Source organism: Micromonospora alfalfae (genome assembly GCF_022230925.1).
GTDB classification, from domain to species: Bacteria; Actinomycetota; Actinomycetes; order Mycobacteriales; family Micromonosporaceae; genus Micromonospora; species Micromonospora alfalfae.
In genome coordinates this window covers 36,027-58,357 of sequence record NZ_JAKKFH010000009.1, presented here as the reverse complement: position 1 = coordinate 58,357, position 22,331 = coordinate 36,027, and the positions used below count along the sequence as shown (strand labels likewise).

Below are 22,331 nucleotides of genomic sequence, written 5' to 3'. Positions count from 1 at the left end.
GACACGTGCAGGGGCTGGAATGGCCGCCGACATCGACGAGCAGCCGGCTGGCTACGCGCGCCTGCTCTCCGCCGCCAACGCCGCCGAGATCGCCCGGGTGGCGGCGGTCATCGCGGAGCGTCGGCCACGGCACGTGGTCTTCACCGCACGGGGCACCTCCGATCACGCGGCGCTCTACGGGGCCTACCTGACCGAGATCCGGCTCGGCCTTCCCGCCGGGCTGGCCTCGCCCAGCGTCGTCACCCTGTTCGGGGCCCGCCCCGACCTCTCCGACGCGCTCGTCGTCGGGGTCAGCCAGAGCGGCGGCTCGCCCGACCTGGCCGAGGTGCTGCGCGCAGCCCGAGCCTCCGGCGCGCTGACCCTCGCGGTGACCAACGCCCCCGACTCGCCGCTTGTCGACGTGGCCGAGCTGAGCGTCGACATCGCCGCCGGGCACGAGCGGGCGGTGGCCGCCACCAAGACGTACACCGCCGAGCTGCTGGCCCTGCTGATGCTGGTGGAGGGGATCCGGGCCGGCGACGGCGTGCTCCCGAAGGCCGAACGGGACGCGCTCGACGCACTTCCCGAACTGGCCGCCCGCACCCTGGCCGACGGCACCCCGGCCCAGCTCGCCCCGCGTTACCGGTTCGCCCGTCAGCTGGTCACCACCGGCCGGGGCTACGCCTACCCCACCGCCCGGGAGGCAGCGCTGAAGCTGATGGAGACCTCGTACCTGCCGGCGCTCGCCTTCTCCGGCGCCGACCTGCTGCACGGCCCGCTCGCGATGACCGACCCGGAGGTCCCGGTGCTCGCCGTTGTCGGCTCCGGCCCCGGCGGCCGGTCGATGGGTGAGGTGCTGCCCCGCCTCGGCGAACGCCGCGCCGACGTCGTGGTGGTCGGCTCCGCCGACGTGCCGGGCGCCACCCGGCTGGCCGTCCCCGAGGTCGACGAGCGGTACGCCCCGCTGCTGGACATCCTGCCGATGCAACGGTTGGCGCTGGCCCTGGCGCTGACCCGAGGCGAGGACCCGGACGCGCCGCGCGGGTTGAAGAAGGTCACCGCGACGATGTGAGGCGCGGCGTGGCACCCTGGTCACCGTGTCCACGCTGCGCGACCTCGCCGAGGAGCACACCCATCTCCGTCCGGCCGACATCGACCACCTGCACCGGATCGCCGGCGACTGGCAACTGCTCTCCGATCTGTCCTTCGCTGACCTGCTGCTCTGGGTGCCGGTCGACGCCGACGGCACGTTCCTCTGTGTCGCCCAGGTGCGCCCGACCACCGCACCGACCGCCTATCAGGACGACCAGGTGGGACGGATCGTCGGCGGGCCGGAGGTGGCCCACCTGGGGGTGGCGTACTCCCAGGGCCGGATCTGGCGCGAGGGCGACCCGGTCTGGTACGGCGACGTGCCGGCCCGACACGAGGCGATCCCGGTTCGGCTGCGTACCGTCGAGGGGGAGGCCGGCGAGGTGATCGCCGTGGTCGGGCGGGACACCAACCTCTCCACCGCGCGTACGCCCAGCCAACTGGAGCTCAACTACCTCACCACCGCCGACGACCTGGCGCAGATGATCGCCGACGGCACCTTCCCGCCGCCGCGGCATCCGGGCGAGACCACCTCCGCGCCCCGGGTCGGCGACGGCCTGGTCCGGCTCGACGCCGGCGGCAAGGTCACCTACGCCAGCCCGAACGCCCAGTCCGCGTACCGCCGACTGGGCTACGCCTCGCACCTGGTGGGGGAGGACCTGGCCGCGTTGCACCGCCGGTTGGCCGGTGACCCGCTGGACGGCACCGAGGCCTCGAACGGCATCCTGGCCGCGCTGCGCGGTGAGGCGCCACCCCGCCGGGAGATCGACGCACGAGGTGCCACGATGCTCACCCGGGCGCTGCCGCTGATGCCGGCCGGGGTGCCGATCGGAGCGTTGGTGCTGGTCCGCGACATCACCGAGGTCCGTCGCCGGGACCGGGCGCTGATCACCAAGGACGCCACCATCCGGGAGATCCACCACCGGGTGAAGAACAATCTCCAGACGGTGGCCGCGCTGCTGCGGTTGCAGGCCCGCCGGGTGGCGATGCCGGAGGCCCGGGTCGCCCTTGAGGAATCGGTCCGTCGGGTCGCCTCGATCGCCCTGGTGCACGAGACGCTCTCGATGTCCAGCGACGAGGCGGTGGAGTTCGACGGCATCGTCGACCGGGTGGCCAGCGCGGCGACCGAGGTCGCGGCGACCGAGGTGAGCGTCGGCATGCGTCGGCGGGGCAGCTTCGGCGTACTGCCGGCGGAGATCGCCACCTCGTTGGTGATGGTCCTCAACGAGTTGCTGCTCAACGCCGTCGAGCACGGCTTCCCGCCGGCCGACGAGACGGAGGAGACCCCGGTGGCCTCCGCCTCCGGCATGGTGCCGGTCGCCGCTCCCGAGGTGGACCCGTCGCTGCGGCCCGAGGTGGTGGTCTCCGCGCACCGGTTCCGCAAGATGCTGCACGTCTCGGTGACCGACAACGGTCGCGGCCTGCCGCCGGACTTCGACGCCGAACGCGGCAGCCGGCTCGGCCTCCAGATCGTTCGGGCCCTGATCACCGGGGAGCTCCGCGGCACCATCGAACTGCGCGCCGGCGCCAACGGCGGCACCGAGGCCATGCTGGTCATCCCGCTGGCCCGCAACACCCACGACGGCCGCTCGCAGCCCTGACCGCCGCGCGCGGCCACCTCGCCGTCCGCCTACTGAGGTCTGACGGCTGGCGGGGTGTCCGGGCTGTCGCGCCGGGCAGGGGAGGCGGAGCGAACTGTGGTGCCGGGCGGGCGGCGCGCGACCGAGGTGGGTCAGCGGTCGGGGGGGCTGGTCAGCAGGGCGACGGTGAGACCGGGGCGCTGCCAGACCTGGGTGACTGTGAAGTCCGTGCGCAGCGCGTCGCCCTTGGCGCCGGGCACGGCGGCCAGCGGCTCGGGGTGCCGGCCGGAGACGACGAGCCAGACCCGCGTCGTACCGGCCAGGCACTGCGCCGGCTGGGGGCACTCGGCGGCCCACAGGTCGCCGCGGCGCACCTCGTCCTCGGTGACCAGCACGTCACGTGGTGGGTCGCCGAGGTGGTACTCGATACCGAGGTCGAGGAAGAGCCAGCTGTGCCGGGGCGAGTAGACCACCGCGTCCCCCGGGCGTTGGCCGTCGGCGATCACCCGCGCCGCCCCGGCGTAGTCCACCGGCGCGCTGCGTGGCCACTCGTGGGTCCGGCGCAGCGCGGCCTGGTCGGGTAGGCCGAGCAGCCCGGCCAGCACCACCACGACGAGCGCGGCCGGTGCGGCCACGGCAGCCAGCGCCGCGCCGGCCAGCAGGCACGCGAAGGGCACCACGAAGACCAGGTACCGGGGCACCCACAGCGGTACGACGGTGCCCGCGGCGAAGAGCAGCAGTACGGGCAGCAGCACCGCGCCGACCGGCAGCAGGGCGCGTCGCCCGAGCCGGGCCGCGCCGAGCGCCGCCACCCCGAGCAGCAGGCCACCGACCACACTGCTCTGGGTGACGCCGCCGGGCAGCGCGGTGAGGTCGTCCAGTCGGGCCAGGTGGACCCAGTCCAACTGCCGGGACTGCTGGCTCCGGGCCTTGACCAGCAGCGGGCCGGCCAGCAGCGCGACCGGCACCACGGCGACCAGCCATCGCCACACCCGCCGGTCCCGTTCGGTGTCGGGCTGGGCCGGGGTGGCGACGCCGGCCGCGGCTGGGCCGCGCCACCAGGCGATGAGGACGACCAGGGCGTGGGCGGCGAGAAGTGTGAGTGCGATCAGGTGGATGAGCCCGAGGGCGACGACGGCGACGGCGTAACCGGCCCAACGGGCCCAGCTCGGTCGACGCAGCGCGGTCACCAGCAGCAGTGTGGCGAGCACGGCGAGCATGGTGGCCAGCGCGTACGGGCGAGCCTCCTGCCCGTAGCGAGACGTGCCGGGGAGCACCGCGAACAGCAGCCCGGCGAAGAGGCCGCCGCGCCGGTCGACGAGCCGTGCCCCGAGCACGGCGAGCAGCCCGGCGGCCACTGTCATCGCCAGCACCGCCGGCACGCGCAGGGCGATCGTGGAGTCGCCGAAGACCCTCGTCCAGATGTGCATCAGCAGGTAGTACGGCCCGGTGGCGGCGTCGATGGTGCCGGCCAGCCGGAGCAGGTCGCCGGGCGAACGGGTGGCCGCGCTCCACGTCGCCAGCTCGTCGCGCCAGAGCTGGGCGGAGCCCAGCCCGGTCACCGTCACCGCCAGTGTCAACAGTGCCGGGGGGAGCCAGACCGGCAGGCGGCGCAGGTGCTCCCACGCCGCCCCGGCCGACCTCTCGGACAATTGCCCCACGGTCCGAGCCTGCCACGGCCACCCCCTGCGCGGGCGTCAGCCGGCCGCAGGTGGTGGGCGCCAGGCGGACATCACGTCGTTCGGGCGGGCGGTCTTCGCCGGATCACGCTCCACCAGTTCGTCGAGCACGGCGTCGATCCGGGCCATCAGCTCGTCGTCGAGCCGTACCGTGGCGGCCTTGGCCGTCTCGGTGAGCTGCTCGGGCCGGGACGCGCCGACGATCGCGCCGGCCACCGTCGGCCGGCGCAGCACCCAGGCCACCGCCAACTGGGCCATCGTGCAGCCGGCGGCCTCGGCGACCGGTCGGAGCTGGCGTACCCGGGAGAGCAGCAGATCCGAGGAGTAGCGGGCGATGAACGAGCCACCGAAACCGTCGGTGGCCCGGGAACCGGCGGGTGGACGTCGGCCCGGCTCGTACCGACCGGTCAGCACGCCCATCGCGAGCGGCGACCAGGCGAGCTGGCCCAGGCCGAGGTCGGCGCAGGCGGGCGACACCTCGGCCTCCACGACCCGCCACAGCATGGAGTACTGCGGCTGGTTGGCGATGAACGGGATGTGCAGCTCGGCGGCGAGTCGCAGGCCCGCGCGCAGCTGCGGGGCGGTCCACTCGGAGGCGCCGACGTAGAGCACCTTGCCCTGGCGGACCAGGTCGGCGAAGGCGAGCATCGTCTCCTCCAGCGGCACGCTGTCGTCGTACCGGTGTGCCTGGTAGAGGTCGAGGTAGTCGGTGCCCAGCCGGCTCAGCGAGGCGTGGCAGCCCTCGATGACGTGCTTGCGGGACAGCCCGGCGTCGTTGGCTCCCGGCCCGACCGGCAGGCACACCTTCGTGCACAGCTCGATCGAGCTGCGCCGGACGCCGCTCAGCGCCTTGCCCAACGCCTCCTCGGCCCGCCCCTGGGCGTACCGGTCGGCGGTGTCGAACGTGGTGATGCCCGCATCCAGGGCGGCGGTCACGCACGCGGCCGCCGCGTCGTCGTCGAGCTGGTTGCCGTGGGTGACCCAGTTGCCGTACGCGACCGCGCTGACGCGCAGGCCCGACCGGCCCAGTTGCCTGTACTCCATGACGAGAATCGTCGGGCCGCCCCGCGCTGTCGCCGAACCGTTCGAACGTGGTCGAATCCGTGGGTGATCGAGGTTCGGTTCTCGCCCGACGACCTGAGCCGGGTCCGGTTCGTGCACTCGCCCCTGGCCGAGCTTGTGGCCAGCTCCTGGGCGTTACGCAAGCCGGAGAAGTACTGGATGCACCGTCCGTGGCGGCAACGCGCGGAGCGGCTGCTGCCGGACGCCGGCCTGGAACCGCTGTTGGCGGTGCTCAGGTCGTCCAACGGTTACGTGCCGGATTTCCTCACCCCGATCGGAGTGGCACCGAACCTGGCCGCCGAGCTGCGGGCGGTCGCCGGCACCGACCCGTCCCGGATGCGCCGGCAACTGGAGCGGGCCGGCGCACCCCGGCTGACCTCGGACGAGTTGGTCGCCCAACTCCACAGGTACTTCACAGTGCTGATCGCACCGGACTGGCCCCGGCTGCGGGCGCTCGCGCTGGCCGACATCCGGCGGCGGATGCTGCTCGCCGCCGAGCAGGGCGGGCGCACCCTGCTGCGCGAGGTGCACCCGTTGATCCGCTGGGACGGCGCGGCGCTGCGGGTCGCCGTCGGCACGACAGTGCCGGCCGATCTGGACGGGCGCCCGTGGACGCTGCTGCCCACCGCGTTCTCCGGGCCGACTGTGCACGCGATCATGGAGGGCGACGGCGGGCCCGCCCTCTGCTATCCGCCGACCGGGCTGGGCGGGCTGTGGGATTCGCCCCCGCCCAGCGCGGCGCTGGGCGCCCTGCTCGGCGGTACCCGGGCGGCGGCGCTGTCCCTGCTGGACTCGCCGCTGAGCACCGGCGAGGTGGCCGCGATGCTGGGTCTCGCGCCGGCGACGGCGTCGCACCACCTCACCACGTTGCGGGACAACGGCCTGATCGCCGGCGTACGACAGGGGCGGGTGGTGCGTTATGCCCGAACTATCCTCGGTGACCAGCTGGTCGGCTGAGCCTCGGCCCGTGATGTGGGATCCAGCACGTGGACATTGGCCGGCCCCCTTGGGGTGTGGCAGCATGGTCCCATGACCGCCGCAGTCGTCCGCCGCTTCGTGGCACGTCGCCACGTCGATTACGGCCGCGTGCGCAGCGCGATCTGTCCGGCCTACTGACGACGCCCGACCAATCTGTCTCGGGCGCGCTCCGCGCCGGCTGTCTCAGACACCGTTGTCCCGCCCGCTTCGCCGGGCCGGCCGCCGCGCCCCGCGTATCCCGAGGCACAGCAGACAACGGAGGACGCCGCGATGGCGGTCAGCAGCATCCCGGCCCGTTCCGAGGACCCGACGGCTCGCCCGACCCGAGCGCCGCGCCGGCCACGGGGTGAGGGTCAGTGGGCGCTCGGCCACCGCGAGCCGCTCAACCCCAACGAGCGGATCAAGAAGGACGACGACCCGCTCAACGTCCGGGCCCGCATCGAGAACATCTACGCGCACGGCGGCTTCGCCTCCATCGACCCCCAGGACCTGCGGGGCCGGTTCCGCTGGTGGGGCCTCTACACCCAGCGCAAGGCGGGCATCGACGGCGGACGCACCGCCGTGCTGGAGCCGCACGAGCTGGAGGACGAGTTCTTCATGCTCCGGGTCCGCATCGACGGCGGCCAGCTCAGCCTGGCCCAGCTGCGGGTGATCGCGGACATCTCCCGGGAGTTCGCGCGGGACACCGCCGACATCACCGACCGGCAGAACATCCAGTACCACTGGATCCGGGTCGAGGACATGCCGGAGATCTGGCGTCGGCTGGAGTCCGTCGGTCTGCAGACCACCGAGGCGTGCGGCGACTGCCCACGGATCGTGCTGGGCAGCCCGGTCGCCGGGGTGGCCCGCGACGAGCTGCTCGACCCGACCCCGGCGATCGACGAGATCGTCTCCCGGTACATCGGCGACAAGCAGTTCTCCAACCTGCCCCGCAAGTTCAAGACGTCGATCTCCTGGCTGGTGGACACCCCGTACGAGTCGAACGACATCGCCTTCCTCGGCGTCGACCACCCCGAGCACGGCCCCGGCTTCGACGTCTGGGTCGGCGGAGGCCTTGCCACCAACCCGATGCTCGCCAAGCGGCTCGGCGTCTGGGTGCCGCTGTCCGAGGTGCCGGACGTGTGGGCCGGGGTGGTCGGGATCTTCCGCGACTACGGCTACCGCCGACTGCGCAACCGCGCCCGGCTGAAGTTCCTGGTGGCCGACTGGGGCGTGGAGCGCTTCCGTGAGGTCCTGGAGAAGGACTACCTCGGTCGTACGCTGCTCGACGGCCCGGCGCCGAGCCTGCCGTCGAAGCCGATCGACCACGTGGGCGTGCACGAGCAGGCCGACGGGCGGCACTACGTGGGCGCGGCCCCGGTGGTCGGGCGGGTCTCCGGCGCGCAGCTCAGCCAGTTGGCCGACGTGGTCGAGGCGCACGGCAGCGGCCGGGTGCGGCTCACCCCGTACCAGAAGCTGCTGGTGCTCGACGTGCCGTCGGAGCGGACGGAGTCGCTTGTCGACGCGCTACGCGGGATCGGTCTGGAGGCCCGGCCGTCGGCCTGGCGGCGCGGCACGATGGCGTGCACCGGCATCGAGTACTGCAAGCTCGCCATCGTCGAGACGAAAGCCCGCGGCGAGGAGTTGGTGGCCCGGCTGGAGCAGCGGCTGCGCGACTTCGACGCGGACATCTCGATCCACATCAACGGCTGCCCGAACGCGTGCGCACGCACCCAGGTGGCCGACATCGGGCTCAAGGGTCAACTGGTGGTCGGACCGGACGGCCAACAGGTCGAGGGCTTCCAGGTGCACCTGGGCGGCGGGTTGGGCATGGCCCAGGGGCAGACCGCCGGTTTCGGCCGCAAGCTTCGCGGCCTGAAGACCACCGCCGACGAACTTCCGGAGTACGTGGAACGGCTGGCCCGTCGCTACCTGGCCGGTCGGAGCGAGGGCGAGACGTTCGCCAACTGGGTGATCAGAGTCGACGAGGAGGAACTGCGGTGAGCAGCGAGAACCGAGCGGCACCTCTGTACTGCCCGTACTGCGGCGAGGAGGACCTGCGGCCGCACGAGGCGGGTCACGGCGCCTGGGAGTGCCACGCCTGCACCCGGGTCTTCTCGGTGAAGTTCACCGGGTTGCTGAGTCGGGCGGTGACCTCATGAGTCTCGTCTCGGCCGCGAGCCTGCGCCTGGTGGGCCCGGGCGGCTCGACGCCGGCCGACCCGGCCCGGCGCGACCCGGACGAGCTGCGGTCCCTGGCCGAGCAGGCCGCTCGGGACCTGGAAGGCGCCCCGGCACTGGAGATCGCCCGCTGGGCGGCGCAGACCTTCGGTGAGCGGTTCTGCGTGACCAGCTCGATGGCCGACGCCGTGCTGGCGCACCTGGTCTCCCGGGTGGCCCCCGGGGTGGACGTGGTCTTCCTCGACACCGGCCTGCACTTCCCCGAGACGCTGCGGGTACGCGACGAGGTCGCCCGGACGCTGCCGGTGAACGTCCGGTCCATCCGGCCCCGGCTCACCGTCGGCCAGCAGGACGGCCAGTACGGCCCCCGGCTGTTCAACAAGTCGCCGGACGACTGCTGCCAGTTGCGCAAGGTGGAGCCGCTGGAGCGGGCGCTGACCGGGTACGACGCCTGGGCTGCCGGTCTGCGCCGGGACGAGTCGCCGAGCCGGGCCAACACACCGGTGGTGACCTTCGACGCGCGTCGGGGCAAGGTCAAGGTCAACCCGATCGCGGCCTGGTCGCAGAAGGACGTGGACTCCTACATCGCCCGGTTCAACGTGCCCGTCAACGAGCTGTTCAAGCAGGGTTACGGGTCGATCGGCTGCTGGCCGTGCACCCGTCGTACGAAGGCCGGCGAGGACGCGCGGGCCGGCCGGTGGGCCATGTTCGAGAAGACCGAGTGCGGGCTGCACGTCTGACCTCCCCGGCGACGCCCCTGACCAGCCTCGGTGCGGCTGGCGGGGCGGACCCGGTGGTGCTGGTCGCGCACGGCAGCCGTGACCCACGGGCGGCCGATGCCACCCGGGCGCTGGCTCGGGCGGTGTCGGCGGCCCGGCCGGGCACACCGGTGTGGGCGAGTTGGCTGGACCACACCGAGCCGGGGCCGACCGAGGTGCTGCGCGACCTGGCCGTGGCCGGTCACCGCCGGGCGGTGCTGGTGCCGTTGCTGCTGACCGCCGCGTACCACCATCGGGTGGACATTCCGGCGGCGGTCGCCGCGGCGGCGCGGTCCGGGCCACAGCTGTCGGTACGGGTGACCGATGTGCTCGGCCCGGCGGACGACACGCCCGATCCGGGGCTGCTGGCCGGGCTGTGTCGACGGCTGGGTGAGACGCGTCCGGGTCGTTTCGACGCGTTGGTGCTGGCTGCGGCGGGCACCAGGGACGCGCGGGCGCGGCGATCGGTGGGCCGGGTCGCCGACGCGCTCGGTGTGGAGTTCGGGGTGCCCTGCCGGGTGGCGTACGCGTCGGCGGCTCCACCGGCTGCCGGTGTGGCGGTGTCCCGGTTGCGGGCGTCCGGCGCGCGCCGGGTCGCGGTGTCCGCGTACTTCCTGGCGCCGGGGCTGTTCCACGACGCGGTGACCGAGGCGGCCGGGGCGGCGGGTGCGGTGGCGGTGGCCGCGCCGTTGACCGACGCGCCGGAGTTGGTCGAGTTGGTGCTGCGTCGGGTCGACGGCCGGCCGGTGCTGGCGTCCACCGGCTGACCCGTGCCGGCACTGTGTGATCCGGTGCCGGACAGCAGGACGCCCCGGCGGGCGGACCCACCGGGGCGTACGGCTGTGTGTTGGGAATCAGGCGGAGTGAGCGCGCAACACCCGGAGACCGCCGCGCCGCTTGACGGCGCGCCGCTCCTCTTCGCTCATTCCACCCCAGACGCCAGCGTCCTGACCTGACTCGAGTGCCCACTGCAGGCACTGGTCGGTCACGGAGCAGCGCCTGCAGACGGCCTTGGCCTGCTCGACCTGCAGGAGAGCCGGACCGGACGTCCCGATCGGGAAGAACAGCTCCGGGTCCTCGTCACGGCAGACACTATGGTGACGCCAGTCCATGGCGGCAACACTCCTCATTCTGGATGGGTGGCAACAATTGCTTGGTCGTGCTTTTCCTATATGCATCCGCGTGCCGATGGTGACAGTTAGCGTCTGTCCATTCGGCAGTGCGTGAGCAGGCAGTTAGTGCCGGGGACCTGCTGGAACAGCTCAACCTGCCGAGCATATCCAGGCACTGTCCCGGTAACTCAAGTTCGCTTGTGAATACTTTCACGAACAGTCGTGATGTCAAGGGTGACGCTCGGAAAAACTCCGGGCGGTGAGCAAGACCACAACCCATTTGTCCGGATACCAGTGCTTTCCTGGTTACCCGCCGTGCCACAGTCGAGGATCAATATAGTACAGTCCGCGTGACATTGCTGACATTTCCGGCACCTGTCCTCGGTGTGGCGGCGACCGTGTCGGCCGGTTGTGGCCACCGCTTCGACCAAGGGCAGTACCCGAGACCTAGCAGATTACTCTCAGTGCGGCCGGAACGGAGGTGAATCTGACTTTCTCCCGCTCGCCGAGATAGTCCCCGTCGAGCTGGAACGCCTGCGGACGGCTGGAGACCAGCGTGAACTCCGCCGCGTCATGGAGTCGTAACACCTGCCGGCCGCGTGGATCCGGTTGCCGGGACAGGAACTGCGTCACTGTCCGTGTTGTGCTAGCCACCCGGAGCTGACGCAACGCCAGCACATCCAGCCCGAGATCGAACGACGCCGCCGGGTTCGGGTTGACCTCCCGGTCGCCCAGGTACGTCCACGGTGCCGTGTTCTGGATGATGACGGTGGCCAGCTCGGCCTCCGCCGGCTCGCCCGGACGCTCCAGGACGATCGCCGGGTGCCGCCGGTCCGAGGCGAAGAAGTACTGATTCATGATCGAACGCAGATAGAGCGACGGCGTGGAGACCCGCCCCTTCCGCCGGGCCTGCTCCACCCGGTGGATCACCGCGGCGTCCAGGCCGAAGCCGGCGCAGAAGGTGAAGTAGCGGTCGTCGGCGAGGCCCAGCCCCACCGTCCGGCTCCGGCCCAGCCGCAGCCCTTCCAGGATCATGCTGGTCGCCTCCGGCCACTCCCGGGGCAGACCCACAGCGCGGGCGAACACGTTCGTCGAGCCACCGGGGACGGTCGCCAACGCGGGCAGTCGCTCGGCCATCGGCGCGTCGCCGCCGCGAGTCGGCGGTTCGGCAGTCATCAGGCCGTTCACCACCTCGTTCACAGTGCCGTCGCCACCCAGGGTGACGACCAGGTCGACGCCCTCAGCGGCTGCCTCCCGGGCCAACGCCACGGCGTGTCCACGGCGACGGGTGTAGCGCACACTGAGATCGACTTCGCTGCGCAGCGCCCGGACGAGCACGTCCCGGCTGCGTTCGCTGGTGGTGGTGGCCTTCGGATTGACCACCAGGACGGCCCGCATGGGCGGCACTGTACCTTCCGGCAGCCCGGGTATCGTGGCGCGCGTGACCATCGACTCGGACCCGATCCCCGTCACGCTCCGCTGGGCGGTCCGGCTGCTGTGGGCTGAGGCGGCCGTCGTCGGGCTGATCGCCGTCTGGCTGGTCTGGGCCGATCTCACTGCCACCCGCACCGACCTGCTGGCGGCATTGCTGGTGACCGTGTTCGCCATCGGGGCGGCCGTCGCGCTCTGGGCCCTGGGTCGCGCCCTGCTACGCCGTCAGGCGGGCGCACGAGCCCCCGCGATAGTGCTTCAGCTGATGCTGCTGCCGATCGGGTGGTTCATGATCCAGGCCGGCCTGGGCTGGCTGGGCGTGCCGCTGATGGCGCTCGGCCTGGGCGTGGCCTGGCTGCTGATCTGCCCTCCGACGACCCGCGCCCTCGGCTTCGAGTGACAGCGCCGGTGGGTCGGATCGGTCAGTAGCCGCCGGAGCGGCGGGTGAGCAGCGCGATCGTGGCCCGATCGCCGGCGGAGGTGGCGGACGCCGAGGTGGTCAGCGCGGTGAGCACCTTCCAGGCGAAGGACGACTCGGCGGGCAGCGTGGCACCGCGCACTGTCGGCACCGTCACCTCGACGGTCAGCGCATCCTCGGTGACCGCGAAGCGGCACTCCAACTCGGCGTCGCGGGTGGCGATGGCGAGCAGCATGGCGCACGCCTCGTCGACAGCGATCCGTAGATCCTCGATCTCGTCGAGCGCGAACTGCAACCGGGCCGCGAGACCGGCGGTGGCGGTGCGGAGCACGCCGAGGTAACCGCCGTCGGCAGGCACAGTGAGGTGCACCACGTCGTCGTCGGTCGCTGGCTGGCCAGTCAGTTGAGTCACGCCTCATCCCCCCGGTCGGGGACTCTACCCGGTCAGTCGCCCATACGCGTGCCGGCGGTGGTGGCGTGCTCGGCCAGCTCGCGGAGCGCGGCGTCGCTGAGCCGGTAGGGAACCCACTCGCTCATCTGTTCGGCGCCGACCGAGGCGTAGAAGCCGGCGGCCGGATTCCAGTCGATCATCGACCACTCGAGCCGCTGGTAGCCGCGTCGTACGCAGATGTCGGCCAGCGCGGCGAGCAGCAGTCGACCGGCGCCGGTGCCCCGTGCGGCCGGCCGGACGTAGAGGTCCTCCAGGTGGATGCCGTGCACGCCGGCCCAGGTGGAGAAGTTGAGGAACCACAGCGCGAAGCCGACCGGCTCGTCGTGCTCGTCCACCGCGACGTGACCGAAGAGCGCCGGAGCGGTCGTACCACCGCTCCAGCTCGGCGCGTCCGACCGCAGGTCACGACCTGGGGGAGCAGTGGCGAACAGGGCCGAGGTCAGCTGCTCCGTGGTGAGGTGGCACTGCTCCGGGGCGCGCTCGTACTCGGCCAACTCGTGCACCATGGCGACGACGGCCGGCACGTCCTCGGGACGTGCCGGCCGGATCGTCGGGATGACCGGAGAGGTCACGCCTTCTTGGTCTCCCAGAAGATCTTCGAGATCTCGTCGATCTTCGCGAGCAGCTTGTCGGCGGTGGCCGGGTCGAGGCTGCCCTTGACGCCACCGGCGCCGGCGAGCTTGGTGGCCTCGTTGAACAGGCTGTGCAGGTTCGGGTACTTCTCGAAGTGCGGCGGCTTGAAGTAGTCGGTCCACAGCACCCAGAGGTGGTGCTTGACCAGCTCGGCGCGCTGCTCCTTGATGATGACGGCGCGGGTGCGGAACTCCGGGTCGGTGTTCGACTGGTACTTCTCGCAGATCATTTTGACCGACTCGGCCTCGATCCGGGCCTGAGCCGGGTCGTAGACACCGCACGGCAGGTCGCAGTGAGCGCTCGCGGTGACGCGGGGCGCAAGGATGCGCGGAAGTCGCATCGGGATCCTCCATGGGAAGTTTGCGATGATCAAAGGCGACATTACTCCTGGGGATGCTCCCCGAACCGGGTGGAGGTGAAACCAGTGGTCGCCGATCACCCGGCTGAGGTGCCCCGGTTGCGGGGGCCACTGACCGCCGTTCTGGTGACCGGCCCGTCCATGGCCCCGACCCTGCGACACGGCGACGCGGTGTTGGTCCGTCCCGGCGGCCGCCCGATCCGAGCCGGCGACGTGGTGGTCGCGGTCTTCCGGACCCGGCCCGATCTGCTGGTGGTGAAGCGTGCGGTCCGGCCGCAGGACGGCGGCTGGTGGCTGCGCGGCGACAACGACCTGATCACCGACGACTCCCGGGCGTACGGGGTGGCCGACGTACGCGGACGGGTGGTGGCCCGCTACTGGCCGCGCCCCGGACGGGTACCTCGTCGTCAGTTATGACCCTGCTCACATCCGGGGGGTGGTGCCGACACTATGCTCGGAAAGTGCCCGGGTGACCCCCCGCACCGCGTGCCACAGCTCGCCGCCCACCTCGCGGCGGGGCCGGCCGCCTCACATCTGCTCGACAGATCCTGGAGTCACCACCATGTCTTCGTCCACCGTGGACCCCGCTGATCCCGTCTTCCTGCTGCACCGGGGCGGCAAGATGGCCGTCACCTCGACAGTGCCGCTCACCAGCCGGGAGGACCTCTCCCTGGCGTACACCCCGGGGGTGGCCCGGGTGTGTGAGGCGATCGCCGCCGACCCTGCCCTGGTTGACGAGTACACCTGGGTGTCGCACACGGTCGCGGTGGTCACCGACGGCTCGGCGGTGCTCGGGCTGGGCAACATCGGTCCCCGGGCCGCGCTGCCGGTGATGGAGGGCAAGGCGGTGCTGTTCAAGCAGTTCGCCGGGGTGGACGCGGTGCCGGTCTGCCTGGACACCCAGGACGTGGACGAGATCGTCGCTGTGGTGCGGGCGCTGGCCCCCTCGTTCGGTGGGATCAACCTGGAGGACATCAGCGCGCCGCGCTGCTTCGAGATCGAGCGTCGGCTCGACGAGGCGCTGGACATCCCGGTCTTCCACGACGACCAGCACGGCACTGCGATAGTGGTGCTGGCCGCGCTGCGCAACGCCGCGATGTTGCTCGACCGCAAGCTCGGCGACCTGCGGGTGGCGGTGAGTGGCGCGGGCGCGGCCGGCGTGGCCGTGACGAAGATGCTGATCGCCGGGGGCGTCAACCCCGACCAGGTGGTGGTCTGTGACTCCAAGGGGATCATCGGCCGGCACCGCACCGAGCTGACCGGCACCAAGGCCGAGCTGGCGGCGAGCACGAACGCCGACGGCCGCCACGGCGACATCACCGAGGCGTTGCGCGACGCGGACGTGCTGGTCGGGGTCTCCGGCGGGCAGATCCCCGAGGCCGCGGTGGCCGGGATGGCACCCGGCGGGATCGTGTTCGCGCTGGCGAACCCGACCCCCGAGGTGCACCCCGAGGTGGCCGCCCGGCACGTCGCGGTGGTCGCCACCGGGCGCAGCGACTACCCCAACCAGATCAACAACGTGCTGGCCTTCCCCGGGGTGTTCCGCGGCGCGCTGGATGCCGGTGCCACCCGGATCACCGAGGCGATGAAGGTCGCCGCCGCGGACGCCATCGCCGGTGTGGTGGCGGAGTCCCTGACCGCCGACGCGATCGTCCCGTCCCCGCTCGACCCGCGCGTCGCGCCGGCCGTGGCCGAGGCGGTCGCCGAAGCCGCCCGCCGCGACGGCGTCGCCCGACGGTAGGCGCACGCGTCGACCGGGGCGCTCCGGCGCCGCCGGTGAGCGCACGCGTGAGCTGGCGGGTGATCCGGCGCAGTATGCGCCGCCGGCCTGCGCGCACGCGTGGGCCAGGGGCGCTCCGGCGCAGCATGCGCCGCTGGCCTACGCGCACAGCTTCTTAACGAGCGCTCAGCTTGTTACCGTGCCGATCATGCGTGCTGCCTTTGCCTCCCGTTTCGACGACGCCGACCCGCTCGCCGCGCTCACCGTCGGCGAGCGGCCCGAGCCGACCCCTCCGGCCGACGACTGGGTGACCGTGCAGTTGCGGGCCACCTCGCTCAACCACCACGACCTCTGGTCGCTGCGCGGGGTGGGTCTCACCGAGGCCCAGCTGCCGATGATCCTCGGCTGCGACGCGGTCGGGTTGGACCCGGAGGGCCGCCCGGTGGTCGTGTACCCGGTGGTCGTCACACCGGGTGACCCGCGTGGGGTTTCCATCCTCTCCGAGCACTTCGCCGGGACGCTCGCCGAGCGGGTGGCCGTACCCCGATCGAATCTGATTCCGCTGCCCGACGGCATGGCGGCGACCGACGCGGCGTGCCTGCCCACGGCCTGGCTGACCGCGTGGCGGATGCTGACCACCAAGGGCCGCGTCGCGGACGCCGACAGCGTGCTGGTCCAGGGGGCGGGCGGCGGCGTGGCCACCGCGGCCGTCGCGCTCGCCGTCGCGATGGGCAAGCGGGTGTACGCGACCAGCCGCGACGCCGTCAAGCGGGACCGGATCTCGGCCCTCGGCGCCATCGCCGTGGAGCCCGGCGCCCGGCTGCCGGAGCGGGTGGACGTGGTGATCGAGACGGTCGGCGCGGCCACCTTCGACCACTCACTGAAGTCGGCAGCGCCGATGGCCCGGATCGTGGTCTCAGGCGCGACCGCCGGGCACGAGCCGTCGGTCAACCTGCGCCGGGTCTTCGCCATGCAACTGGAGATCCTGGGCACCTCGATGGGCACGCCCGGCGAGCTGTACGAGCTGCTGGCGTTCTGCTCCGACAACGAGGTGCGCCCGGTGGTGGACAGCGTCATCCCGTTCAGCCGGGTCGAGGACGCCTTCGCTCGACTGCACTCCGGGGACGCCTTCGGCAAGGTCGTCATCGACCACACCGCCTGACGCGCGGCCCGCGCGCCCGGCCCCGCCCCGCCCGGCCCGGCCCCGCCCCGCAAGATCGCACAACATCATGGAAATAGTGGTCTCCGCGTCGTCGGAGGCCACTATTTCCTGGTTACTGGGTGATCTTCAGGGGTCGGAGCGCCCGGGGCCGGCGGCGTGGGCGGGACGTCAGAGGTGGTCGTCGAAGGTGGCGATGTCGCCGCGCGTCGCGTCGGTGGGGATGCGCTTCCTGGCGTCCGCGTCGCCGTAGAGCGACCAGCGCAGGAACTCGACAGACGTGTCCGAGACGACCCGCAGCGTCGCGCCGTCACTGAGCAGCGCCCGCCCGTGGTCGCCCTTGGGCAGGCTCAGCATCGCCTTCGGCCAGGGCACCTTGTCGTACGCGGCCTTGCCCGCCGCGTACTCGACCACCTCGTCCAACTCGCCGTGCACGAACAGCTGCGGTGCTGCCGCACCGGCGAACGCGGTGCCCACGCCGAGCGCCGTGCCGGCGAACACCACACCCGCGTCCAGCCGCTCGTCCCGGCTCGCGGTGAACAGGCCGATGGTGGTCACCCCACCCGCCGAGTGCCCGGCTGCGGCCACCCGCTCGCCGTCCAACCGGCCACGCAACGCGTCTCCGGCAGTGCCGTCCAACGCCAGCACCTGGTCCAACGCGTACGACACGTCGGCGGGTTGGTTGAGCACGTCGAGGACGTTGTTGTCAGCGCCCCGGGAGGTGTGCGGGAACGTCGGCGCGGCCACCACGAAACCCGCCGCCGCCCAGCGGGTCAGCAGCGTGGCGTAGTCGTCCGGCCGCCCACCCAGGCCGTGACTGAACATCACCACCGGGAAGCGGCCCTCCGCCGCCGTCGCCGACCGCTTGGCCTTGCCGCCGGACTGCCCGGCCGCCGGGTACCAGAGCGTCGTCGGCAGCGCGCGGCCGTCCCGGTCCAGCTTGAGCTGGCGTACGCCGACCGCGAAGGCGCGCTGCGGGGCCTTGCCGGCGGGCACCTGCGGTGTCGGCGTGGCGGCGGGCGGTGGTTCGACGGGTGCCTGCTGGCCCTCGGTCTTCCTGGCGTCCGCCGAGCAGCCGACCAGACCGGCCATGAGGACGGCGCTGGCCATCAGTGCGGGAGCGATGCGACGCGACATGAATCCGATTGTGCCTTGCCACGCAGACGTGCCCGGCCGGGTTCGGCGTGGCGTGCCCATCCGCTCACCCACAGTTCAACCGGTAGCGCAGGCCGGGCCGAGTGCGCGCAGTCGGGCCAGGTCGTGGGCGTCCTTCGGGCGGCGGGGGCGTTCCGGCATCCAGACCGGGTACATCTGCTTGAACTCGATCTGGGCCGCCACCGAGATGGTCGGCACTCTGAGCGGGCCGATTCGGCCGGGTGGGGCGTCCAGCATCCCGGCTGGCAGCGGGGTGCCGGCCCAGGGCCCGGCACCCACCGTCGGTCGGCCGGAGGCATCGCAACCCAGGTACGCGAAGCTGACCTCCACGTCGGCGGCGAACAGGTCGAGCTGCGACTCCACCGGGACCCGCGGGTCGGGAAGCCAACCCCGGGCCAGCAGCAGGTTGGCCAGCCGATCGGCGTCGTCGCGCCAGCAGTACCAGTCGATGTCGACGTGCGGGCGGGTCACCGCGCCGAACTGGAAGTCCATCGCCCAGCCGCCGCGCAGCCAGACCGGGATGCCGTCCGCCCCGGTCACCGCGATGACCTCGGCGATGCTCGCCAACTGCCGGCGCGCAAGCTCGTCCACCAGACGACCGTACCGGTGCCGGTCGGGCCGGCAGGGGGCGCGCGACCCGCCCCCATCGTTCAACGGTAGGTGCCCGGGCGGGCGTGACGGCCCCGCCGTCCGGACCGGGTACGCCCGCCACCCGGTCGGGTCACCTCCGCCGGCCGGGCCCACCCCTGGGACGCAGCGGGCCGGGGACGGTGCCGCGTGGCCAGCTTCGCTACTGTCACCGACATGCCTGAGAACTACACGGACCCCAGCGGCAACACCGAGGCGTTCCGCGCCTTCAACCAGACGCCGGAGACCGCGGCGCCGACGGAGGCCCCGTCCCGCCTGCCGCTGATCATCGGTGCGGCAGTGGTCGTCGTGGTGCTGGTGGCACTCGTCGCCTGGCTGGCGACCGGCTGACCGGGTCGCCTGGCTGGCGCTGGCGCCGGCACTGAACAGGCTCTACCGACACGCGCGCACCCTCGGGCCTCCCGGGGGTGCGCGCCTCAGTGGCGTCAGGCCGCCCCGACCACGTCCCGGGTCTGCCGGGCGATTTCCCGCTCCTCGTCGGTGCGGATGACGCAGACGCTCACCTCGGCGCCGTCGGGCGAGATCAACCGGTCGCCCGTGCCGTCGTTGCGGGCGTCGTCCACGGCGATGCCGAGCCGGCCCAGGCCGGCCAGCGCGGCGGCCCGCACCGGCGCGGCGTGCTCGCCGACCCCGGCGGTGAAGGCGATCGCGTCGACCCGACCGAGCAGCGCGTAGTACCCCCCGACGTACTCGGTGATGCGCCGGCAGTACACGTCGAAGGCCAACGCCGCCGCCCGGTCACCGGCCGCCCGGCGTTCGAGCACCTCGCGCATGTCGTTGACGCCGGTCAGCCCGAGCAGGCCGCTGCGGTGGTTGAGCAGGTCGTCGATGTCGTCCACCGACAGCCCACCCTCCCGGCGCAGGTGGAAGATCACTGTCGGGTCCACGTCGCCGCTGCGGGTCCCCATCACCAGCCCCTGCAACGGGGACATCCCCATCGAGGTGGCGACGCTGCGACCGTTCGCCACCGCGCAGGCGCTGGCCCCGTTACCCAGGTGCAGGGTGATCGTGTTGACCTGCTCGTACGGACGGCCCAGCAGCTCGGCGGTGCGCCGGGACACGTACGCGTGTGAGGTGCCGTGGAAGCCGTACCGACGGATGTCGTACCGCTCGGCGGTGTCCCGGTCGATCGCGTACGTCGCGGCGGCCTCCGGCAGGGTGTGGTGGAACGCGGTGTCGAAGACGGCGACCTGCGGGACGTCCGGCAGCGCCGCACGGGCCACTTCGATGCCGGCCAGGTTGGCCGGGTTGTGCAGCGGCGCGAGCGGCACCAGATCCTTGATCGCGGCCAGCACCGCGTCGTCGACAAGCACCGGCGCGCTGAACGTCCGGCCACCGTGCACCACCCGGTGTCCGACCGCCGCCAGCCCGGTCAGGTCCAGTCCGTCCAGGATCTGCCGGACCGCCTCGGTGTGGTCCGCCGGGCCGCCACCGGGCTCACCGACCCGCTCCACAGTGCCCTGGTCGAGCACCCGGTCCCCGTCGTAGTGGCGCCACTTCACCGACGACGACCCACAGTTGAGCACCAGCACCCGACTCACGACGCCTCCTCGGTGGCCGCCTGGATGGCGGTGATCGCCACAGTGTTGACGATGTCCGGCACCGTGGCGCCCCGCGACAGGTCGTTGACCGGCCGCCGCAGGCCCTGCATGACCGGGCCGACGGCGACCGCCCCGGCCGAGCGCTGCACCGCCTTGTACGTGTTGTTGCCGGTGTTCAGGTCCGGGAAGATGAAGACAGTGGCGTGCCCTGCGACGGGGCTGTCGGGCAGCTTCGTGGCCGCCACCGCCGGGTCGATCGCCGCGTCGTACTGGATGGGCCCCTCGACCAGCAGGTCGGGCCGGCGCTCCCGGACCAGCGCGGTGGCCGCGGCGACCTTCTCCACGTCCGCGCCCGCGCCGGAGCTGCCTGTCGAGTACGACAGCATCGCCACGCGGGGTTCGATGCCGAACCGGGCGGCGGTGTCGGCCGACGAGATCGCGATGTCGGCGAGCTGGGCCGCGTCCGGGTCGCGGTTGACAGCGCAGTCGCCGTAGACCAGCACCCGGTCGGCGAGCAGCATGAAGAAGACGCTGGAGGCCACCGAGACGTCCGGCAGCGTACGGATGATCTCGAACGCCGGTCGGATGGTCGCGGCGGTGGTGTGCGTAGCGCCGGAGACCATGCCGTCGGCTCGGCCGGTGGCCACCATCAGCGTGCCGAAGTAGTTGGGCTGCGCGACGAGGTCGTGCGCCAACTCGGCGGTGACGCCCCGGTGGGCGCGCAGCCGGGCGTACTCGGCGGCGAAGTCGTCACGCCACTCGCTGGTGCCCGGGTCGACCACATGCACGTCGCCGAGGTCGATGCCCAACTCCCGGGTGCGTCGGGCGATGTCGTCCGGCCGGCCGAGCACCGTCAGCTCGGCCACCCCACGGCGTAGCAGGATCTCCGCCGCGCGCAGGATCCGCTCGTCGGTGCCCTCCGGCAACACCAGGTGCCGGGGCTTCGAGCGGGCACGGTCGATCAGCTCGTTCTCGAACATCAGTGGCGTGACCCGCGCCGACCGGCTGACCCGCAGCCGACGGGCCAGGTCGTCGGTGTCCACACAGCGCTCGAACGCGCCGAGCGCGGCCTCCACCTTGCGGGGATTGGTCGCGCTGGGTCGGCCCTCGATGCGACTGGACGCGGCCACCGTGTCGTAGCTGTCGCTGCGTACTGAGAGCACCGCCAACCCGGTGTTGAGTCCCTCCACCAGCCGCATGACCCTGGGGTCGGGCTGCTCGCCGAGGGTGAGTACCAGCCCGGACACCGACACCTGCCCGGCCACGTGCGCGGCGCTCGCGGCGACGAGCAGGTCGGCCCGGTCCCCGGGCGTGATCACCAGGGCGCCCTCGGTGAGGTGGCCCAGCAGGGTCGGCACGTGCGCCGCGCCGACCACGAAGTCCAGCACGTCGCGACCGAGCGCGGTGTCATCCCCGGCCAGCAGGGTGGCGTCGAGCGCCGCCGCCACCTCCGCCACCGTCGGCGCTGACACGCTCGGCACCTCCGGGATGGCGTACGCGGGGACCGGCAGATCGGGCAGCGTCATCGGCTCGGTGACCCGGTTGGCGATCACCGCGAGCACCGTTGCGCCGAGGTCGGCCAGATCGTGGTACGCCCCCCGCATCGCCGACGCGACCGCGGCCGGCTCCTGCCCGAAGCCGTCCACCACCGGCACCACCACGCTGCCGAACTCGGTGGCCAGCCGGGCGTTGAAGGCCAGTTCCCGGGGGTGGGCCGGGTCGCCCGGCTCGTCGAAGTCACTGCCCACCACCACCACGGCCGGGCACTGCCGTTCCACCGCCCGGTAGCGCTCGACGATGGCGGAGATGAGCTGCTCCCGTCGGCCGTCGGCGACCAGCGCCGACGCCTCGGCGTAGCTCGCCCCGGCCAGTTCGGACAACGGCACCTCGACCCGGTAGCGCTCGCTCAGCAGGGCGAGGATCGGGTCCTGGCCGCTGTCGGCCACCAACGGCCGGAACACGCCGATCCGCCCGACCTGGCGGGACAGCAACTCCGCCAACCCGAGGGCGATCGTCGACTTGCCCCCGCCGGACCCCACGCTCGTCAGATACACACTTCGGGCCACAGCCCCACCCTAGAAGATCGCAAGGCCCACCACCCGGGCCCTCCGGCCCTGCCGGCCCCACCCTTCACCCCGGTGATCATGAAGCTATCGCCCGCCACGCCGACGACACGCGCGGACAACTTCATGATCACCCGGGTGGGGGGGGCAGGGGGGCGGGGGGCAGGGGGCTAGGCGTCTTCGTCGTCGGGGTCGTCCAGGCGGGCCAGGTAGGTGGCCAGGCGCTCGATGGGGGTTTCGAAGTCGGGGTTGAGGTCGACGAAGTCGCGCAGGCGCTCGCCGAGCCACTCAAGGGTCACCTGCTCTTCGCCCCGGCGCTCGACCAGCTCCTCGATGCCACGGTCGGTGAAGTACATGG

24 protein-coding genes are annotated in these 22,331 nt (G+C 72.4%); 12 read left to right on the top strand and 12 right to left on the bottom strand.

Annotation, left to right across the window (positions count from 1 at the left end; genetic code table 11):
- The first annotated feature begins 19 nt into the window (after positions 1-19).
- Together MED01_RS09710 and MED01_RS09705 are read left to right on the top strand one after the other, a co-directional pair.
- Positions 20-1,051, top strand: a complete 1,032-nt coding sequence (locus MED01_RS09710) for an SIS domain-containing protein (protein ID WP_238668348.1) — start codon at positions 20-22, stop codon at positions 1,049-1,051.
- 25 nt (positions 1,052-1,076) lie between these two features.
- Positions 1,077-2,669 carry a PAS domain-containing sensor histidine kinase gene (locus MED01_RS09705; RefSeq protein ID WP_238668189.1) on the top strand — a complete coding sequence of 531 codons (1,593 nt, stop codon included), beginning with the start codon at positions 1,077-1,079 and terminating at the stop codon, positions 2,667-2,669.
- Between the two features lie 131 nt (positions 2,670-2,800).
- Here MED01_RS09705 and MED01_RS09700 read toward each other — a convergent pair whose 3' ends face one another.
- Together MED01_RS09700 and MED01_RS09695 are read right to left on the bottom strand one after the other, a co-directional pair.
- Positions 2,801-4,309, bottom strand: coding sequence for a glycosyltransferase family 39 protein (locus MED01_RS09700; RefSeq protein WP_238668188.1), 1,509 nt, complete (start codon positions 4,307-4,309; stop codon positions 2,801-2,803).
- Positions 4,310-4,345: 36 nt separating this feature from the next.
- The gene (locus tag MED01_RS09695; RefSeq protein WP_238668187.1) at positions 4,346-5,371 is read right to left on the bottom strand and encodes an aldo/keto reductase family protein; all 1,026 of its coding nucleotides are present in this window, start codon (positions 5,369-5,371) and stop codon (positions 4,346-4,348) included.
- Positions 5,372-5,434: 63 nt separating this feature from the next.
- Between MED01_RS09695 and MED01_RS36065 the strand changes: the two genes are divergently transcribed.
- The 5 genes from MED01_RS36065 (at position 5,435) to MED01_RS09670 (ending at position 10,051) form a co-directional block, all read left to right on the top strand.
- Positions 5,435-6,346: an ArsR/SmtB family transcription factor gene (locus MED01_RS36065; RefSeq protein WP_238668186.1), complete on the top strand. Its 912-nt coding sequence runs from the start codon at positions 5,435-5,437 to the stop codon at positions 6,344-6,346.
- A gap of 291 nt (positions 6,347-6,637) precedes the next feature.
- Positions 6,638-8,350, top strand: coding sequence for a nitrite/sulfite reductase (locus MED01_RS09685; protein WP_238668185.1), 1,713 nt, complete (start codon positions 6,638-6,640; stop codon positions 8,348-8,350).
- The gene (locus MED01_RS09680) at positions 8,347-8,508 is read left to right on the top strand and encodes a hypothetical protein (RefSeq protein WP_165435836.1); all 162 of its coding nucleotides are present in this window, start codon (positions 8,347-8,349) and stop codon (positions 8,506-8,508) included. The genes MED01_RS09685 and MED01_RS09680 overlap by 4 nt, the downstream gene beginning before the upstream one ends.
- Positions 8,505-9,266: a phosphoadenylyl-sulfate reductase gene (locus MED01_RS09675; RefSeq protein ID WP_238668184.1), complete on the top strand. Its 762-nt coding sequence runs from the start codon at positions 8,505-8,507 to the stop codon at positions 9,264-9,266. The genes MED01_RS09680 and MED01_RS09675 overlap by 4 nt, the downstream gene beginning before the upstream one ends.
- Positions 9,267-9,283: 17 nt before the next feature.
- Entirely contained in the window at positions 9,284-10,051 is a 768-nt protein-coding gene (locus MED01_RS09670; protein WP_238668347.1) for a sirohydrochlorin chelatase, read from the top strand.
- An 87-nt stretch (positions 10,052-10,138) separates the two neighbouring features.
- Here MED01_RS09670 and MED01_RS09665 read toward each other — a convergent pair whose 3' ends face one another.
- Positions 10,139-10,396, bottom strand: coding sequence for a WhiB family transcriptional regulator (locus MED01_RS09665; RefSeq protein WP_088950012.1), 258 nt, complete (start codon positions 10,394-10,396; stop codon positions 10,139-10,141).
- A 447-nt stretch (positions 10,397-10,843) separates the two neighbouring features.
- Positions 10,844-11,794 carry a diacylglycerol/lipid kinase family protein gene (locus MED01_RS09660; protein ID WP_238668183.1) on the bottom strand — a complete coding sequence of 317 codons (951 nt, stop codon included), beginning with the start codon at positions 11,792-11,794 and terminating at the stop codon, positions 10,844-10,846.
- Positions 11,795-11,837: 43 nt separating this feature from the next.
- Here MED01_RS09660 and MED01_RS09655 point away from each other — a divergent pair, with 43 nt between their 5' ends.
- A complete protein-coding gene (locus tag MED01_RS09655; protein ID WP_124853891.1) occupies positions 11,838-12,227 on the top strand; it encodes a hypothetical protein in 390 nt (129 codons plus the stop codon).
- Positions 12,228-12,249: 22 nt separating this feature from the next.
- On the opposite strand, the gene MED01_RS09650 is transcribed toward MED01_RS09655, so the two are convergent.
- Genes MED01_RS09650 through sodN form a run of 3 tightly spaced genes read right to left on the bottom strand, consistent with a single transcriptional unit; the run spans position 12,250 to position 13,669 of the window.
- Positions 12,250-12,657, bottom strand: coding sequence for an ATP-binding protein (locus tag MED01_RS09650; protein ID WP_238668182.1), 408 nt, complete (start codon positions 12,655-12,657; stop codon positions 12,250-12,252).
- A 32-nt stretch (positions 12,658-12,689) separates the two neighbouring features.
- Positions 12,690-13,268: a GNAT family N-acetyltransferase gene (locus tag MED01_RS09645; protein WP_238668181.1), complete on the bottom strand. Its 579-nt coding sequence runs from the start codon at positions 13,266-13,268 to the stop codon at positions 12,690-12,692.
- Complete coding sequence (gene sodN, locus MED01_RS09640; protein WP_030490383.1) at positions 13,265-13,669, bottom strand: superoxide dismutase, Ni; 405 nt, start codon at positions 13,667-13,669, stop codon at positions 13,265-13,267. The genes MED01_RS09645 and sodN overlap by 4 nt, the downstream gene beginning before the upstream one ends.
- Positions 13,670-13,753: 84 nt before the next feature.
- On the opposite strand from sodN, the gene MED01_RS09635 reads away from it, so the two are divergent.
- From MED01_RS09635 to MED01_RS09625, 3 genes are all read left to right on the top strand, one after another.
- Positions 13,754-14,104 carry a S24/S26 family peptidase gene (locus MED01_RS09635; RefSeq protein ID WP_238668180.1) on the top strand — a complete coding sequence of 117 codons (351 nt, stop codon included), beginning with the start codon at positions 13,754-13,756 and terminating at the stop codon, positions 14,102-14,104.
- A gap of 145 nt (positions 14,105-14,249) precedes the next feature.
- Positions 14,250-15,428, top strand: a complete 1,179-nt coding sequence (locus MED01_RS09630; protein WP_238668179.1) for an NAD(P)-dependent malic enzyme — start codon at positions 14,250-14,252, stop codon at positions 15,426-15,428.
- A 178-nt stretch (positions 15,429-15,606) separates the two neighbouring features.
- On the top strand, positions 15,607-16,569 hold the full coding sequence (locus tag MED01_RS09625) for a zinc-binding dehydrogenase (protein ID WP_112583659.1): 963 nt from the start codon (positions 15,607-15,609) through the stop codon (positions 16,567-16,569).
- Positions 16,570-16,737: 168 nt separating this feature from the next.
- Here the strand turns inward: MED01_RS09625 and MED01_RS09620 are convergent, their stop codons facing one another.
- The gene (locus tag MED01_RS09620; protein ID WP_238668178.1) at positions 16,738-17,703 is read right to left on the bottom strand and encodes an alpha/beta hydrolase family protein; all 966 of its coding nucleotides are present in this window, start codon (positions 17,701-17,703) and stop codon (positions 16,738-16,740) included.
- 75 nt (positions 17,704-17,778) lie between these two features.
- Complete coding sequence (locus MED01_RS09615; protein WP_238668177.1) at positions 17,779-18,312, bottom strand: nucleotidyltransferase domain-containing protein; 534 nt, start codon at positions 18,310-18,312, stop codon at positions 17,779-17,781.
- Between the two features lie 213 nt (positions 18,313-18,525).
- On the opposite strand from MED01_RS09615, the gene MED01_RS09610 reads away from it, so the two are divergent.
- The gene (locus MED01_RS09610) at positions 18,526-18,699 is read left to right on the top strand and encodes a hypothetical protein (RefSeq protein WP_167362491.1); all 174 of its coding nucleotides are present in this window, start codon (positions 18,526-18,528) and stop codon (positions 18,697-18,699) included.
- A 95-nt stretch (positions 18,700-18,794) separates the two neighbouring features.
- Here MED01_RS09610 and MED01_RS09605 read toward each other — a convergent pair whose 3' ends face one another.
- The 3 genes from MED01_RS09605 to MED01_RS09595 all read right to left on the bottom strand — a co-directional run bounded on the left by MED01_RS09605 (position 18,795) and on the right by MED01_RS09595 (position 22,329).
- Entirely contained in the window at positions 18,795-19,910 is a 1,116-nt protein-coding gene (locus MED01_RS09605) for an acetate/propionate family kinase (protein ID WP_238668176.1), read from the bottom strand.
- Entirely contained in the window at positions 19,907-21,976 is a 2,070-nt protein-coding gene (pta, locus tag MED01_RS09600; RefSeq protein ID WP_238668175.1) for a phosphate acetyltransferase, read from the bottom strand. The genes MED01_RS09605 and pta overlap by 4 nt, the downstream gene beginning before the upstream one ends.
- A 167-nt stretch (positions 21,977-22,143) precedes the next feature.
- A complete protein-coding gene (locus tag MED01_RS09595; RefSeq protein ID WP_030490374.1) occupies positions 22,144-22,329 on the bottom strand; it encodes a DUF6104 family protein in 186 nt (61 codons plus the stop codon).
- Between the last annotated feature and the right edge of the window lie 2 nt (positions 22,330-22,331).